Below are 15356 nucleotides of genomic sequence, written 5' to 3'. Positions count from 1 at the left end.
TTTGCCTGGCGGCAATAGCGCGGTGGTCCCACCTGACCCCATGCCGAACTCAGAAGTGAAACGCCGTAGCGCCGATGGTAGTGTGGGGTCTCCCCATGCGAGAGTAGGACACTGCCAGGCATCAAATAAAGCAACAAGCCCTACGTGAAAGCGTAGGGCTTTTTGTTTTGGGGTCAGGAAATAACGGACGCAGCTACGCTGCGCCCCAGTTGCTACATTTTCACGATCCCCAACTGCCGTAATAACGTCAGATTATCCTCAATATGCCAATTGGCGGTTATCGCTCCTTGCTTGATCTGATAGATATCAGTTGCAATAAAATCAATGAGTTGTCCCTTTCCCTGTTTACCCTGAAAACGGCCGGTGAAATGCCCGCTAAAGTGCAAATGCGCCACGACGCGATCACCGGAGACAATCATTTGCGTCACCTCGCAACGTAAATCCGGGACGGCCTGGCGGAAGGTTGTCGAGGCCTCCAACGCTCCGCGAATACCCTGCATTCTGCCTGCAGGCAAGGTCATATCGGTAAAGTCACGGGCCAGCGCCTGTTTTGCCAGCATCTTATCGCCTGTATTCCAGAAGCTGTCGTAGCGCTTGGCGGCAAGTATTTGCGCCTGCAGCTGTGCAACCGGAAGGGTGTGGTCGCTAATCAGTCGCAATGGCTCTATGAGCGGGGCTGCCAGTGTATTGCCGGCAAAGGCCAACAATAGCAAGGCCGTAGGCTGTTTCATGATTTTGTCTCTTGTATTGTTCAGAGCACTTATCTTGATTCCTGTTAGCCGAATGAAAAACCCCGATAGAAGCGATGAACCTTTAAAGAATATTTACAACTGACAGAAAGAGAAAAGGCCCCGAAGGGCCTTTGATTAGGGGGTGTTTGCTTTTTTCACTTATTATTCAGTTAATGTGAGCTACCCTGAGAGATGCCCAGCCCGGTTTGCGAACGTACAAACTGAGAGCGGAAGCGCTCGCGTTCTTGCTGCCCGGCCAGCGAACTGTCGGTGACGGAGAACAGCCAAGTCCCTATAAATGCCACCAGCATCGAGAATAGCGCTGGGTATTCATAAGGGTAGATCGGTTTTTCATGGCCAAGGATCTGCACCCAAATCGTCGGGCCCAGGATCATCAGGATCACAGCGGTCAGCAAGCCCAGCCAGCCACCGATCATTGCGCCACGGGTTGTCAGGCGTGACCAATACATCGAAAGAATAATGATCGGGAAGTTACAGCTGGCGGCGATAGAGAAGGCCAGCCCCACCATAAAGGCGATATTTTGCTTCTCAAACAAAATTCCCAGTGCAATAGCCACGATCCCCAGGATCACCACGGTGATCTTGGAAACCCGCAGTTCATCACGCTCGGTCGCTTTGCCATCTTTAACCACGCTAGCATACAAGTCGTGAGATACCGCAGATGCCCCTGCCAGCGTCAGGCCGGCAACCACCGCAAGGATGGTGGCGAAGGCGACTGCAGAGATAAAGCCGAGGAAGAAGTTACCGCCAACCGCGTTGGCTAAATGCACCGCAGCCATATTGGTGCCGCCCAACAGCGCCCCGGTAGCGTCTTTGAACGCCGGGTTAGGGCCAACTAACAAAATTGCGCCGAAGCCGATAATAAAGGTCAGGATATAGAAGTAACCGATAAAGCCGGTGGCATAGAACACGCTTTTGCGGGCCTCTTTGGCATCGCTGACGGTGAAGAAGCGCATCAGAATATGCGGCAAACCGGCAGTACCGAACATCAGTGCCAGCCCCAGGGAAAGCGCGGAAACAGGATCCGAGACCAGCCCACCCGGGCTCATAATGGCGATGCCCTTCGGATGCACTTTCACGGCTTCGGCAAACAGGGTGTTGAAGTCAAAATTAACCGATTTCATTACCATCAGCGCCATAAAGCTGGCACCAGCCAACAGCAGCACCGCTTTGATAATCTGTACCCAGGTCGTTGCCAGCATGCCGCCGAACAAAACGTATAACACCATCAAAATACCGACCAAAATTACTGCAACGTGATAGTTCAGCCCGAAAAGTAATTGGATCAACTTGCCGGCCCCGACCATCTGAGCAATCAGATACAGCGCGACCACCACCAGGGAGCCGCAGGCGGAAAGCGTGCGGATCGGTTTTTGTTTCAGACGGTAAGAGGCTACGTCAGCGAAAGTATAGCGGCCAAGGTTACGCAGGCGTTCGGCAATCAGGAACAGAATGATAGGCCAGCCGATCAAAAAGCCGATAGAGTAAATCAGCCCGTCATAACCAGAGGTATACACCAGCGCGGAAATGCCGAGGAAAGAGGCCGCCGACATAAAGTCACCGGCGATAGCCAGACCGTTCTGCAGGCCGGTGATTTTTCCCCCAGCAGTGTAATAGTCCTGGCGGGATCGGGTGCGTTTGGAAGCCCAATAGGTGATATACAAGGTGGCGCCGACAAACAACACGAACATGACGATCGCCTGAATATTCAATGGCTGACGTTGTACTTCACCGCCAATGGCATCGGCAAAGGCCAACCCCGGCAGAGCCAGCAGGGGGACGGCGGACAGTAAACGCTTCATTTCTTCACCTCACGCAGGATTTCTGCAGTCAGGCGATCAAACTCGCCATTAGCGCGGAATACGTAGATCCCGGTCAGTACGAAAGAGATAACGATCAGGCCCACACCCACCGGGATCCCACGTGTGATAGTTGATCCGGCGGAGATCGGCGTACCAAGCCATTGCGGATCGAAAGCGATCAGTAAAATAAAGCCAACGTAAAGTACCAGCGTAATCAACGAAAGCAGCCACGCGAAACGGCCGCGTTTTCGTACCAGCTCTTTAAAACGCGGGTTTTCCTCAATCCTTTGATAAATGGTGTCATTCATCAGTGCGTCTCCAGTAGGTATTGATCGAGAACGCCGCGCTGACAGCCGTCCATCGGGTGTTTTCCTGATGAACGGCCGGAGACGGCGGAAATTACGACGGTACTTTCATTGATTGTTTTTCTTCCAACAGCTTGTCGACTACCGCCGGGTCCGCCAAGGTTGATGTGTCCCCGAGGTTGCTGGTGTCACCCGCAGCGATTTTGCGCAGGATGCGGCGCATGATCTTGCCGGAGCGCGTTTTGGGCAAAGAATCTGTCCAGTGCAGCACGTCTGGCGTGGCGATTGGCCCTATTTCCTTGCGTACCCAGTTACGAACTTCGGTATAGAGTTCGGGAGAAGGTTCTTCGCCATGATTCAGCGTGATATAGGCGTAAATCGCCTGGCCTTTAATATTATGCGGAATGCCGACTACCGCCGCTTCGGCGATTTTCGGATGCGAGACCAGCGCAGATTCGATTTCTGCGGTGCCCAGACGGTGCCCGGAAACGTTCAGCACGTCATCGACACGGCCGGTGATCCAGTAATATCCATCTTCATCACGGCGTGCGCCGTCCCCGCTGAAGTACATGCCTTTAAAGGTGGAGAAGTAAGTCTGCTCAAAACGATCATGATCGCCGAACAGCGTGCGTGCCTGGCCCGGCCAGGAATCGGTGATCACCAAATTGCCTTCGCAGGCACCTTCCTGGGGTGTACCTACGTTATCGACCAACGCAGGCTGCACGCCGAAGAACGGCCGCGTGGCAGAACCGGCTTTCAGCTCTGTGGCGCCGGGCAGCGGGGTGATCATAAAGCCGCCGGTTTCGGTCTGCCACCAGGTGTCGACGATCGGGCATTTGCCGTTACCGATTTTGTTGTAATACCACTCCCAGGCTTCCGGGTTGATCGGCTCCCCGACCGAACCCATGATACGCAGTGAATCGCGTTTGGTGCCCTCGATCGCTTTATCGCCTTCGGCCATCAGCGCACGAATGGCGGTGGGGGCGGTATACAAGATATTGACCTGATGTTTATCAATCACCTGTGACAGGCGGTTGACACCAGGATAGTTTGGCACGCCTTCGAACATCAAGGTGATGGCACCGCAGGCCAGCGGGCCGTACAGCAGATAGCTGTGGCCTGTAACCCAGCCGACGTCGGCCGTACACCAGTACACGTCACCGTCGTGGTAGTCGAAGACGTACTTGAACGTCATGGCGGCATACACCAGATAGCCACCGGTGGTGTGCAGCACGCCTTTGGGTTTGCCGGTCGAGCCGGAGGTATAAAGGATAAACAACGGGTCTTCCGCGTTCATCTCTTCCGGTGGGCAGTCGGCGGAAACGCCGTTGATCAGCTCATGCCACCATAAATCACGGCCTTCCTGCCAATAACCCGGCTTGCCGGTACGTTGGAAAACGACCACGTTGGTAATGCTTTTCACGCCAGGGTTTTTCAGCGCATCGTCGACATTCTTTTTCAGCGGCACGGCACGCCCGGCGCGCAGGCCTTCATCAGCAGTGATAACCAGCTTGGAGTTGGAGTCGATAATACGGCCGGCGACTGCCTCTGGAGAGAAACCGCCAAAAATTACCGAGTGGACCGCACCGATACGTGCGCAGGCCAGCATGGCGACCGCGGCTTCCGGCACCATGGGCATATAGATAGCCACGACGTCGCCTTTTTTGACTCCCAACTTTTTCAGTACGTTGGCGAACTGGCAGACATCGTGATGCAGTTGTTTGTAGGTCACCTGTTTCGACTGGGTGGGATCGTCACCTTCCCAGATAATGGCAGTCTGGTCACCGCGTTCGGCCAGATGGCGATCGAGGCAGTTGGCCGCCAGGTTCAGAGTGCCGTCTTCAAACCAGCGGATACTGATATGGCCGGGGTCGAACGAAGTATTTTTTACCCGGTTATAAGGTTTGATCCAGTCCAGAATTTTTCCTTGCTCCCCCCAGAAGGCTTCCGGGTCTTGCACCGACTGTTGATAGTATTGTTGGTATTGTTCTGGGCTAATCAGGGCGTGTTCTGCAATTGCAGAAGGAATAGCGTGTTTATGCACTTGGCTCATAGCTTTTCTCCTTGAAGTTGTTAATGATATGTCAAGTGAAGGTTAAGTATAGTTTGCTATGATTCTTTGTTTCTTTTTTGCGCGGCAGATCACGCAACAAAGATATTGATTTGTAATAGTTCTGTCTTATTTGCGTTGTGTATCTACCCGCTTGGCGGGAAAAATCGGTTAAATAGGTGGTTTTTGTCAGAAAACGCTATCTAAAGAACCAAAAAGAATAACCAATCCCAGACTACACGCACTTCCTATAGAGCATAGCGAATATAAAACCTTGAGTATTAATTTCTGTTCAACCATTTAGACGTATGCTGGCTATTAATATACCTGTCGATATTAATAGTAAGGTTATTATCACCACTCTTGGTTTAATAAGCCTGTCCGCGGCTTACCCTGTTTGATGAGTATTTTTATGAATACTTATTAGATATGAATAATTCTCATTTTTGTTTCTAACGAAAAATGTCAACAAAGTAATTACCAGGTGAAATTTTTTTGTTTTCATTTTTAAAACTTTCGCGCAACATAATATAAACATCATTAGCGGACTAAATATGCAGATTCTGCGAAAAATAACGCATTTTAATCATGGGTAAAAATTAAACGATCGGATTAATATGTGACTTACACCACATAAAATTATGTTTTTAATAACAAGTAATTATGCTATGTGAAGCTGATGTGAATAATTTTTATGATTCGATTCAGCGCGCAAGCCCGATAAAACAAGGGTTGCAGACAAGGTCGCTCAAATGGTACTGATTTAAGCAGCGTCACACTAAGGGCAGGTGGGCGCCCTCTTGTAATGAACATAAGCCCGTATTAAATGATTAATTATTCTTTTCTTCGTGTTGCAACTAAATACGTTGAAAGGAGTCTTTTGAGGACTCTTTGGGTATGAAAAGTGTAAAAATTAGCCTTGCTTGGCAAATCCTGATAGCGCTGGTGTTAGGTATTATCGTCGGTGCGGTACTTCATAATCAGACGGAGTCACGCGAGTGGCTGGTCAGTAATATTCTTAGCCCGGCCGGTGATATCTTTATTCGCTTGATCAAGATGATTGTCGTGCCGATCGTTATTTCTACGTTGGTGGTAGGCATCGCCGGAGTCGGCGATGCGAAAAAGTTAGGCCGCCTCGGATTGAAAACCATTATTTATTTCGAAGTGATCACCACTGTTGCCATCGTGGTGGGGCTGACGTTGGCTAATGTTTTTCAACCCGGTCACGGCATCGATATGTCGACGCTGACGGCGGTCGATATCTCCCAATATGAAAAAACCACCGAGCAAGTGCAAAGCGGCTCGCATAGTCTGGTGGCGACCATTCTGTCGTTGATTCCGTCGAACGTCTTTGCCTCCATGGCCAAAGGCGACATGCTGCCGATTATCTTCTTCTCGGTGCTGTTTGGCCTTGGCCTGTCGTCATTGCCGAAAGAAACCAAAGAACCGCTGCTGAAGGTGTTTAAAGCCGTTTCTGAAAGCATGTTCAAAGTCACCCATATGATCATGCGTTATGCGCCAATTGGGGTATTTGGTCTGATCTCCGTGACGGTCGCCAACTTTGGTTTCGCTTCGCTGTTGCCGCTCGCCAAACTGGTGTTATTGGTGTACTTCGCCATCGCCTTTTTCGCCCTGGTGGTGTTCGGCGCGGTGGCACGGATGTGCAATCTGCGTATCTGGACGCTGATTCGTATCCTGAAGGACGAACTGATCCTGGCTTATTCCACCGCCAGTTCGGAAACCGTGCTGCCACGCATCATTGAAAAGATGGAAGCCTACGGTGCCCCGAAGGCGATCACCAGCTTTGTAGTGCCTACCGGTTACTCCTTTAATCTGGACGGTTCCACGCTGTACCAGAGCATTGCCGCCATCTTTATTGCGCAGTTGTATGGGATTGAGTTGTCTTTAGGCCAGGAAATCGTTCTGGTGGTGACGCTGATGGTCACCTCCAAGGGGATTGCAGGCGTACCCGGCGTTTCTTTCGTGGTGCTGCTGGCAACTTTGGGCAGCGTCGGCATCCCGCTGGAAGGGTTGGCGTTTATTGCTGGCGTTGACCGTATTCTGGATATGGCGCGCACCGCTTTGAACGTAGTGGGTAATGCGCTGGCGGTACTGGTAATTGCCAAATGGGAACATCAGTTCGACAGCAAAAAAGCGCTGGCTTATGAGAAAGAGTTCTTGTCAGGCAATGCCAAACAGGCAAGCGAGTCTTAATAGTCTGCTGGTGCAATTATTAGAAAGCCCGCCTTATGGCGGGTTTTTTTATGCCCGATTTCTGGCGAGTCAGGCCGCGAATGTAAAGAATGTACTCTTTGGGGTTACTTTAGTTTTTTAATATGCGTATTTTTGAGTATTAATCATAAAAATCAGGGTGTTTACTTGTTTTTGTTAAAAGTTCCCGGCTGTTTTTCCTTGTCAGATTCGTCGCTGCTTCTATGGTTAATAAGGGCCTTTCCTTATGGAGGAACGGCACTGTGCGTGTAAAAAAAGCCTCATGCCAATTTTGGCTTTGGGATAAAACCATCATTTTGATTCATGTAATTGGCTCCTGGGCGGGTAGGCGAGAGCCTGTTTGTCCCCCAACAGAGAGATGCATGCCGTGACGATACTTAAACCCCTGATAGCCAGAAACCGCAGCTGGGCGCTACAGCAGCGCCAGCGCAATCCGCATTATTTCCGCAAGCATGTCGCCGGTCAGCAGCCGCAGGCGTTGTGGATCGGCTGTTCCGACAGCCGTGTCCCGGCCGAGGTACTGACCGGCGCACACCCTGGTGAGCTTTTCGTTCATCGCAATATCGCCAATATGGTTCTTGAGGATGACGATAGTCTGATGAGCGTACTGCAATATGCGCTGGAGTACCTGCAAGTCTCCGCCATTGTGTTGTGCGGCCATTACGGTTGTGGCGGCGTACAGGCTGCAGTGGCGTTACCGGCAATGTCGCTGGCACAAGAAGACAGCGCGTTGGCGCGACGGATGGCGCATTTGCGGCATTCATTGGAACATAACTTGCTGGATTATCAGCAGGCAGAGGGGAACGACGCTGCACGTCTGAACCGGCTTATCGACGCGCACGTGGTGACTCAGTTCACCCATTTAATTAGCAGCGAACCGGTGCGCCGACGCTGGGAGCAGGGCAAGGTGCTGGACGTTTTTGGCTGCGTTTACGATCTGCAAGAAGGGCATTTGAAGGAACTTGTCCATCAGAACGCTGCGGAGGTGGGTCATGAACTTCAGCACTCTGCGTAATGATATTCCTGCCGGAATAGTGGTGTTTCTGGTGGCATTGCCACTTAGCCTTGGCATTGCGCAGGCCAGTGGTTTACCTCCTTTCGTCGGGCTGCTGACCGGGGTCATCGGCGGTATCGTGGTCACCCTGCTGAGTCCGTCACGCTACGCTGTCAGCGGCCCCGCGGCCGGCTTGGTCACCATTGTGACCGGTGCCATGGAAACGCTGGGTTCGTTTTCATTGCTGCTGGTGGCGCTGATGTTGGCGGGGGCGCTGCAGCTTATTTTCGGCCTGCTGCGTGCCGGTCGCTGGATCACGCTGGTGCCCGGTACGGTGATCCAGGGCATGCTGGTGGCCATCGGTATTTTGCTGATCATGCAGCAGGTGCCGGTAGCGTTGGGCGTACAGGGGGACGCAAGCCTGAAGGCGTTGCTGGCCGACGGTGCCGAGCTGTTGTCACCCGCCTCGGCGCTGGTTGCCTTGGGGGCTCTGTTGATCATGTGGTTGTGGACCACCGCACCGGTGAAACGGATCCCGTTGACCCGTTATCTCCCCGGCCCACTGGTTGCGGTGCTCTGGGGCAGCCTGGCCGTGGTCTTTGGTGAGCGGTGGATGCCGGAAAGCATCGGTGCCATGCCGCGTATTTCACTGCCGAAATTCAGCAGTGCCGAGGCGTTGGGCGAGCAGCTCAGTCGTCCGGACTGGCAGGGTGCCTGGCGCAACCCGTCGGTTTATCTCATCGCACTGACGTTGGCGCTGGTGGCTAGCCTGGAAACCCTGCTGAGTCAGGAAGCGCTGAAAAAGCTGAAATCCCAAACGCCAGCACCCTCGCCGGACAAAGAAATGCGTGCTCAGGGCGTTGGCAATATGCTGAGCGGTTTTCTCGGCGGCCTGCCGATCACTGCGGTGATTGTCCGCAGCTCAGTGAACGTCAATGCCGGAGCGCGTAGCCGTATTTCGATTCTGCTGCATGGTGTGCTGCTGCTGTTATGCGGCCTGTTCTTCAGCGATGCGTTAAATACCATCCCGTTAGCCAGCCTGGCGGCGGTACTGCTGTATACCGGCTATAAACTGGCCTCTCCTGCATTGTTTACCGCTCAGTGGCGCCAGGGGCTGCCGCAGTTTATCCCCTTTATTCTCACCGTTTCCGGCATCATTATCTTTGGCATGTTGGCGGGTATTGCTATCGGGCTGATGGCGCAGTTGCTGTGCAGTACCTACAAAAGCCACCGCAATGCGCTGCAACTGAGCTGTTACGACGATCATTATGTGGTGCGGTTTCACCAGAACCTGACTTTTCTGCATAATCCGCGTCTGCAAAGCCTGCTGGCGCAGATCCCCGATAACTGCGTGGTGATCGCTGAGCATGATAACGCCGAATATATTGATCCGGATGTCAAAGCCATGTTGGCGGACTTCGGCGCCGGTGCTGCTGACCGGGGTATCCAACTGAATCGCTGGCCGGTATAGCTCACATTTCCCCCTCCGGCGCGCCTGGAGGGGGAAATATGCGTAGTTTGGCATGACGATAGCGCTACATCACCGACCGGCTGTAGCGGCCAAAGCAATATTAAACGCTTATATTTAATTTAATATAAGAATAACTATCTGGATGGTTATATTTAAAATGGCGACAGTGTTATATATTGCACCTAATGTGGTGTCACCATACGTCTTGCGTTAACGTTACGTCTTAAATTAGCCCTTGATAAAATAATCTCAGAATTTTAATACCCTTTAAGTAATCTCATAAAACTCGCCATTCACATTGCTGCGTGCCTCTCTTGCCTGTGCACAGGCTGGCTGCGGGAAAATAGCTTGCTGATTATAGTAATGGAAATGGATATTCCGTTCGTAAATATATAAAGGAAGACCTGCAGTTAATGAATGTATTCTTACTATTTATAAATAAATGTTTAAGCGCTATTACGTTAAAGAAAATACGCCGTGTTTATTTTTGGCGTTGGTCCGTACTCAATTTATTTATATTGCTTACGCCGCCCACCCAAGCTGCATTGCCCAGTGCCGGGCAGGTTATCAGAGACGTAGAAACCACGAAGCCCAGCTTGCCGGCACCGGCAGCCTTACCCTCTCCTCTGCCAGAGGAAACACAGGTTGGCATTAGCGATGACACCTCGCCACGTTTGTGGGTTTCCGGTTTTCGGTTTGAGGGCAATCAGGTTATTTCTTCCGAGCAGTTGGCGCCATTACTGAGCATGCTGGCAGGACACGAATCAAGCCTGGTGCAATTACAGGAAGCCGCACAGCGCGTGACCGCTTATTACCGTCAGCAAGGTTATGTGCTGGCGCACGCTTACCTGCCTAAACAGGAAATCGTTGACGGTTCTGTGCTTATCGCGGTGGTTGAAGGCCGATACGGGCAAATTCGGTTGACTAACAATTCGCATGTCCGCAGCGCCGTATTGCAGCAACCGCTGTCAGGCTTGAAAAGTGGAGCTATTGTCCACGGCGATACGCTCGAACGAAGCCTGTTGTTGCTCAGCGATATCCCAGGTTCGTTGGTAAAGAATACGCTCTCGCCCGGCACACAACCCGGTACGACCGATCTGACCGTCGATGCGGAGCCGGCGCCGTGGTTGAGCGGTTCGCTGCAGGCCGATAACTACGGCGACACCTATACCGGCAAATACCGGGGTAGCGGTGCGTTTAGCGCCAACAGCCCATTGCGGCTGGGGGACCAATTGGATTTGCGGCTGTTGAGCAGCGATAAGCATCAGCGTTACTACCGCGCTGGTTATCAACTGCCGGTCGGGCCCTGGTCTACGCGCATGGGCATCGCTCGTTCGCAGATGAGTTACCGGTTAGGAAAGGATTTCAGCGAATTACAGGCTCATGGGGATGCCGGTATCAACAGCATATTTATTTCCCAGCCACTGCTGCGCAGCCGCACCGCGAATATCAACGCACAGCTGCAGTTTGAGGACAAAAGGCTGCGGGATGATATCGATCTTTTTGACAGCCGCAGCCGCAAACACGTTGCTTTATGGACCGCAGAGATTAGCGCCAACGCTCAGGATCGCCTGTTTGGCGGCGGCCAGAGCGCGGCGTCTCTGGCCTACGGATTTGGCAAATTGGCTATCGATGATCCCTATGCTCGTCACTGGGATCGTCTGACGGCGGATACTGCGGGCAAATTCAGCAAGATGACGTTCAGCGCATTGCGCCTGCAAAATCTGAGTAGCCGTTTGCAACTCTATGCCCAACTGAGTGGCCAATGGGCACCTGGCAACCTGGATTCCTCAGAGAAGTTCAGCATTGGCGGTCCTTATGGCGTACGTGCTTTCGCGCCAGGCAGCGGCAACGGCGACCTGGGGTGGCAGAGTAGCCTGGAACTGCGCTATTCCCTTATGGCCGGTTGGCAACTGAGCACATTTTTCGATCAGGGGCAGGCGCGCATCAATAAACAGCCGTGGACGACGGAAAAAAATACCGTACATATGGCCGCTGCTGGCAGCTCGCTGGCGTGGGGGGGCGAGCACCATCAGGTTTCCCTTACCGCAGCTTTGCCGCTGGCCCGCTCGGGTACAGACCACAGCACCGAAAAATCTCCCCGAATTTGGATTCAGGCGGCCAGGTATTTTTGAGCGTCTGATGATGAAGCCCTTGCTGCCGGAGAGCAGCAGAAAATGATATCAATAAGGAAATAAAATCATGAATAAAATCTATGCATTAGTATGGAATCCTGCACAGGAATGCTGGAACGTGGTCAGCGAAAACTCCAGCCGTCGCGGCAAACGCAGCAGCAAACGCCGCCTGGCGGTAGCGCTGTCGCTGCTGGGCCTGGTGTCGCTGGAGCCGGCTTACGCCCTGCCGACCGGGCAGAATATCGTTTCCGGTCAGGGCTCTGTCTCCACTAACGGCCAACAAATGACCATCAATCAGCAAAGCGACAAGTTGATCACGCAGTGGGACGGTTTCAACGTCGGCAGCAACGAAAGCGTAACCTTCCATCAGCCGGGCAGCAATTCGGTGGCGCTGAACCGTGTGATGGGCGTCAACGGCAGCGATATCCAGGGGAAAATCGACGCCAACGGCAAGGTGTTCCTGGTGAACCCGAACGGCGTGGTGTTCGGTAAGAATGCCCAGGTGAACGTGGGGGGGCTGGTGGCTTCGACGCGTGACATCAGCAATGCCGATTTCCTGGCGGGCAAAAACCGCTTCGTCGGCAAATCTCAGGCGGAAGTGCGTAATGACGGTACCCTGACCGCCGCCCAGACCGGCAGCGTGGCGCTGCTTGGCGCCCGCGTCAACAACCAGGGTGTGATTCAGGCGCAGATGGGCAGCATCGCACTGGGCGCGGGCGATGACATCACGCTGAATTTCGACGGCAACAAACTGTTGAACCTGCAGGTAGACGGCGCAGCGGTGAATGCGCTGGCGCAGAACGGCGGCTTGCTGAAGGCCGAGGGCGGCCAGGTGCTGATGACCGCCAAAGCGGCAGGCGATGTGTTGCAGACCGTGGTGAATAACCAGGGAGCCATTACCGCTACCACGCTGAGCAATCAGGCGGGGCGGATTGTGCTGGATGGTGGCAACAACGGCGTGGTGAACGTGGCGGGTACGCTCGATGCCAGCGCGGCAGTGGGCAATGGCGGCATGATCGAAACCCGAGGCGCACGCGTGACGGTACAACCTGCGGTGCAGGTCACCACCCGTGCGGCCGGCGGCAAAACCGGCGGTTGGAAAATCGCAGCTGCCGAGGTGAACGTTGCCGACAACGGCACCCTGAATGCCGCAACGCTGGCCAATGGCCTGGCGAACAACAACGTGGCGCTGACCAGTACCCAGGGTGATGTGGCTGTCTCAGGATCGGTGGCCTGGCAGAGCGGCAATAAACTGTCACTGACCTCCGAACGTGCGAGCGTCAAGATCAACGCTCCGCTGAAGGCCACAGGTGCGGGTGCAGGGCTGGAACTGAACCACAAGACCGGTTATGCACTGAATAACGACGCGGCGGTGACGCTGTCCGGTGCCAACGCCGCGTTCAGCGCCAATGGCGAAGGCTATCAGGTAGTACAGAATCTACAGCAACTGCAAGCTATTGACGGCAATATGAACGGTCGTTATGTCTTGGGTACAGATATTACCAATGGCAGCAGAATTAACGCCATTGGCGGCAGCAATATGTTTACCGGCGTCTTTGATGGCCTTGGCAACACAGTCAAGGGATTATCCATTTCTGACAGTGGGCCTTTCGTGGGGTTATTCAGCTATTCATCCGGGCGTATCAGCAACCTGAAGCTGGATTCGCTGACCGTTATCGGCAGCGGCGGTGGTGACTTTGTCGGAGGTTTAACCGGGTTGAATTTCGGTGAAATCTCCAACGTTAAGGCCAGCAATATCCTGGTCCGTGGTGGCAGAGACGTCGGCGGATTGGTGGGGTGGAACTATGGCACGCTGGCCAATGTTTCGGCATCGGGTAAAGTGATTGGCCATCGTGAAACCTCTTCCATTGGCGGCTTGGTTGGCACCAGTTTTGGCAGCGGAGCCAATGTGAGCAATAGCCAGGCCGATGTCGAGGTATCAGGGGCTATGCAAGACAGTGCTTATTATGGCGGCGTTGGCGGCCTTGTGGGTAAAAATGACGGCGGTTCGATCGTTAATGTCATCAGCAAGGGGAATGTCAAGGCTACCGCCAACGGCCTGAGCGTTGGCGGTTTGGTTGGTCTCAATACCGCACCGGCTGTGATAAAGAATGCTGTAGCACTCGGTAATGTGACCACGGGGAAAGACGGTTATGTCGGTGGCCTGGTTGGGTTGAATAACGGTAACGTTGTCGATGCCTCTGCTGCGGGTAAGGTGAACGGTTATGGCGCGCTGGCGCTCGGTGGTGTAGTAGGCTGGAATGCGCAAGGCAAACTACAAAATGTGAAAGCCAGTGGCGATGTCCAAGATCTGGCCGCTGCTCAATTGGGTGGATTAGTGGGCTTTAACAGCGATGGCGAGATCAGGAATGCGCAAGCTGAAAATAGCGTCATCGGGGGCAACAAAGGTGCCATTGGCGGCCTGATTGGCGCTAACGAAAACGGTATTATTGCGGGTGTGAGCACTAAGGGAATGACGGTCGGTGGGGCTGATAGCCAGGTTGGCGGGGTAATCGGCCGTAATAAAGGCGATGTCACGGGTCTTAACTCCGAGGGTGGGGTTTCTGCCGGGAACGGCAGCGCCATTGGTGGCCTGATTGGTGTCCAGGAGGCCGGAAAAGTGGTCAATGTGACCGCCAATAGTACGGTTAAAGGAGGGAACAGTGCCCTGGTTGGCGGCCTGATAGGTAAGAATGCGGGGGGTGATATCACTAATGCCGTTGTGCAAGGGAGCGCCACTGGCGGTGAAAATAGCCGGGTTGGCGGATTGGTCGGGGCGCATTTACAAGGCACTATCAGCAACGCGGAATCACGCGTGACCGTCCAGGCGGGTAACAAAAGCTATGGCGGCGGCCTGGTTGGCGAGAACAACGGTGCCTTATCTCAGGTAAGCGCGTTTGGTAATGTCAGTGGCGGGGTAGAAAGCCATGTCGGCGGTTTGGTGGGCATTCATAATTTCCGTGCGGCGGATATCCGTCAGGCTAAGGCTTCAGGTAATGTCAGTGGCGGAAGAAACAGCCGCGTTGGCGGCCTCGCGGGCAAAAATGATGCGAGTATCTTCGATTCAACGGCTTCCGGTCGTTTAATGGGGGGCAGTTGGGCGTTTATCGGCGGCCTGACGGGTATGAATACCGGGAAAATTGCTAATTCGGCGTTTACTGGGGTAGCGGCTCCCTTGCCTTATAGCGCTGGTCAGCAGGTCGGTAGCCTGGTTGGGGTGAACCTGGGGGACTTGATTGGTAATAAAGTCTCGGGTTCCGCTGAAAACCTCCCGCTGGCGGGGATAAACCACCGCCCAGGTTCTATTAAGTAGCCTTAAACGGCGGATACATTATCTGCCACGGCCCCTCATTGGTTTATGGCTGATGGGGGGTATTTTTTATCCCTCACTCAGCATTACACCCCTCGCATGTATCCTCATTCTCCCCGCACTCCCAAACATCAATGATGCAAAAATTGATATTATTTGTTTACATATCATGATGTTAAGTTGATGGTGTGTTCATTTTATTCTCCTTGTTAAGATTTTCTCATTCCTATGTGTTTGTAATTAAATGATATACCACTGGCTACTCTCGTAGGATTGACGGGAGGAATTGATAAGTCCACTTTGGA

9 protein-coding genes and 1 rRNA gene are annotated in these 15356 nt (G+C 53.2%); 6 read left to right on the top strand and 4 right to left on the bottom strand.

The features are described from left to right. Positions 1-4 precede the first annotated feature (4 nt). Positions 5-120, top strand: a 5S ribosomal RNA gene (gene rrf / locus D4100_RS14570). 92 nt (positions 121-212) lie between these two features. On the opposite strand, the gene D4100_RS14565 is transcribed toward rrf, so the two are convergent. The 4 genes from D4100_RS14565 to acs all read right to left on the bottom strand — a co-directional run bounded on the left by D4100_RS14565 (position 213) and on the right by acs (position 4912). Further along, the gene (locus D4100_RS14565) at positions 213-731 is read right to left on the bottom strand and encodes an ester cyclase (RefSeq protein WP_065505758.1); all 519 of its coding nucleotides are present in this window, start codon (positions 729-731) and stop codon (positions 213-215) included. 170 nt (positions 732-901) lie between these two features. Then, positions 902-2554, bottom strand: a complete 1653-nt coding sequence (gene actP / locus D4100_RS14560) for a cation/acetate symporter ActP (RefSeq protein WP_065505759.1) — start codon at positions 2552-2554, stop codon at positions 902-904. Beyond that, entirely contained in the window at positions 2551-2862 is a 312-nt protein-coding gene (locus D4100_RS14555) for a DUF485 domain-containing protein (RefSeq protein WP_065505760.1), read from the bottom strand. Before D4100_RS14555 ends, actP begins: the two co-directional genes overlap by 4 nt. Before the next feature lie 91 nt (positions 2863-2953). Beyond that, positions 2954-4912 (bottom strand): acetate--CoA ligase, encoded by a 1959-nt coding sequence (gene acs / locus D4100_RS14550; protein WP_065505761.1) that lies wholly within the window; start codon positions 4910-4912, stop codon positions 2954-2956. 894 nt (positions 4913-5806) lie between these two features. On the opposite strand from acs, the gene gltP reads away from it, so the two are divergent. The 5 genes from gltP (at position 5807) to D4100_RS14525 (ending at position 15054) form a co-directional block, all read left to right on the top strand. Then, the gene (gene gltP / locus D4100_RS14545) at positions 5807-7123 is read left to right on the top strand and encodes a glutamate/aspartate:proton symporter GltP (protein ID WP_065505762.1); all 1317 of its coding nucleotides are present in this window, start codon (positions 5807-5809) and stop codon (positions 7121-7123) included. A 376-nt stretch (positions 7124-7499) separates the two neighbouring features. Further along, on the top strand, positions 7500-8156 hold the full coding sequence (locus D4100_RS14540) for a carbonic anhydrase (RefSeq protein ID WP_065505763.1): 657 nt from the start codon (positions 7500-7502) through the stop codon (positions 8154-8156). Further along, positions 8134-9606, top strand: coding sequence for a SulP family inorganic anion transporter (locus tag D4100_RS14535; RefSeq protein WP_065505764.1), 1473 nt, complete (start codon positions 8134-8136; stop codon positions 9604-9606). Before D4100_RS14540 ends, D4100_RS14535 begins: the two co-directional genes overlap by 23 nt. A gap of 596 nt (positions 9607-10202) precedes the next feature. Further along, positions 10203-11741, top strand: a complete 1539-nt coding sequence (locus tag D4100_RS14530; RefSeq protein ID WP_244941671.1) for a ShlB/FhaC/HecB family hemolysin secretion/activation protein — start codon at positions 10203-10205, stop codon at positions 11739-11741. 67 nt (positions 11742-11808) lie between these two features. Further along, a complete protein-coding gene (locus D4100_RS14525; protein ID WP_119804641.1) occupies positions 11809-15054 on the top strand; it encodes a GLUG motif-containing protein in 3246 nt (1081 codons plus the stop codon). Positions 15055-15356: the final 302 nt, after the last annotated feature.

The organism is Serratia inhibens (genome assembly GCF_003591175.1).
GTDB lineage: Bacteria > Pseudomonadota > Gammaproteobacteria > Enterobacterales > Enterobacteriaceae > Serratia > Serratia inhibens.
The sequence above is the reverse complement of the archived record's forward strand: the minus strand, read 5'-3'. Positions and strand labels throughout refer to the sequence as shown.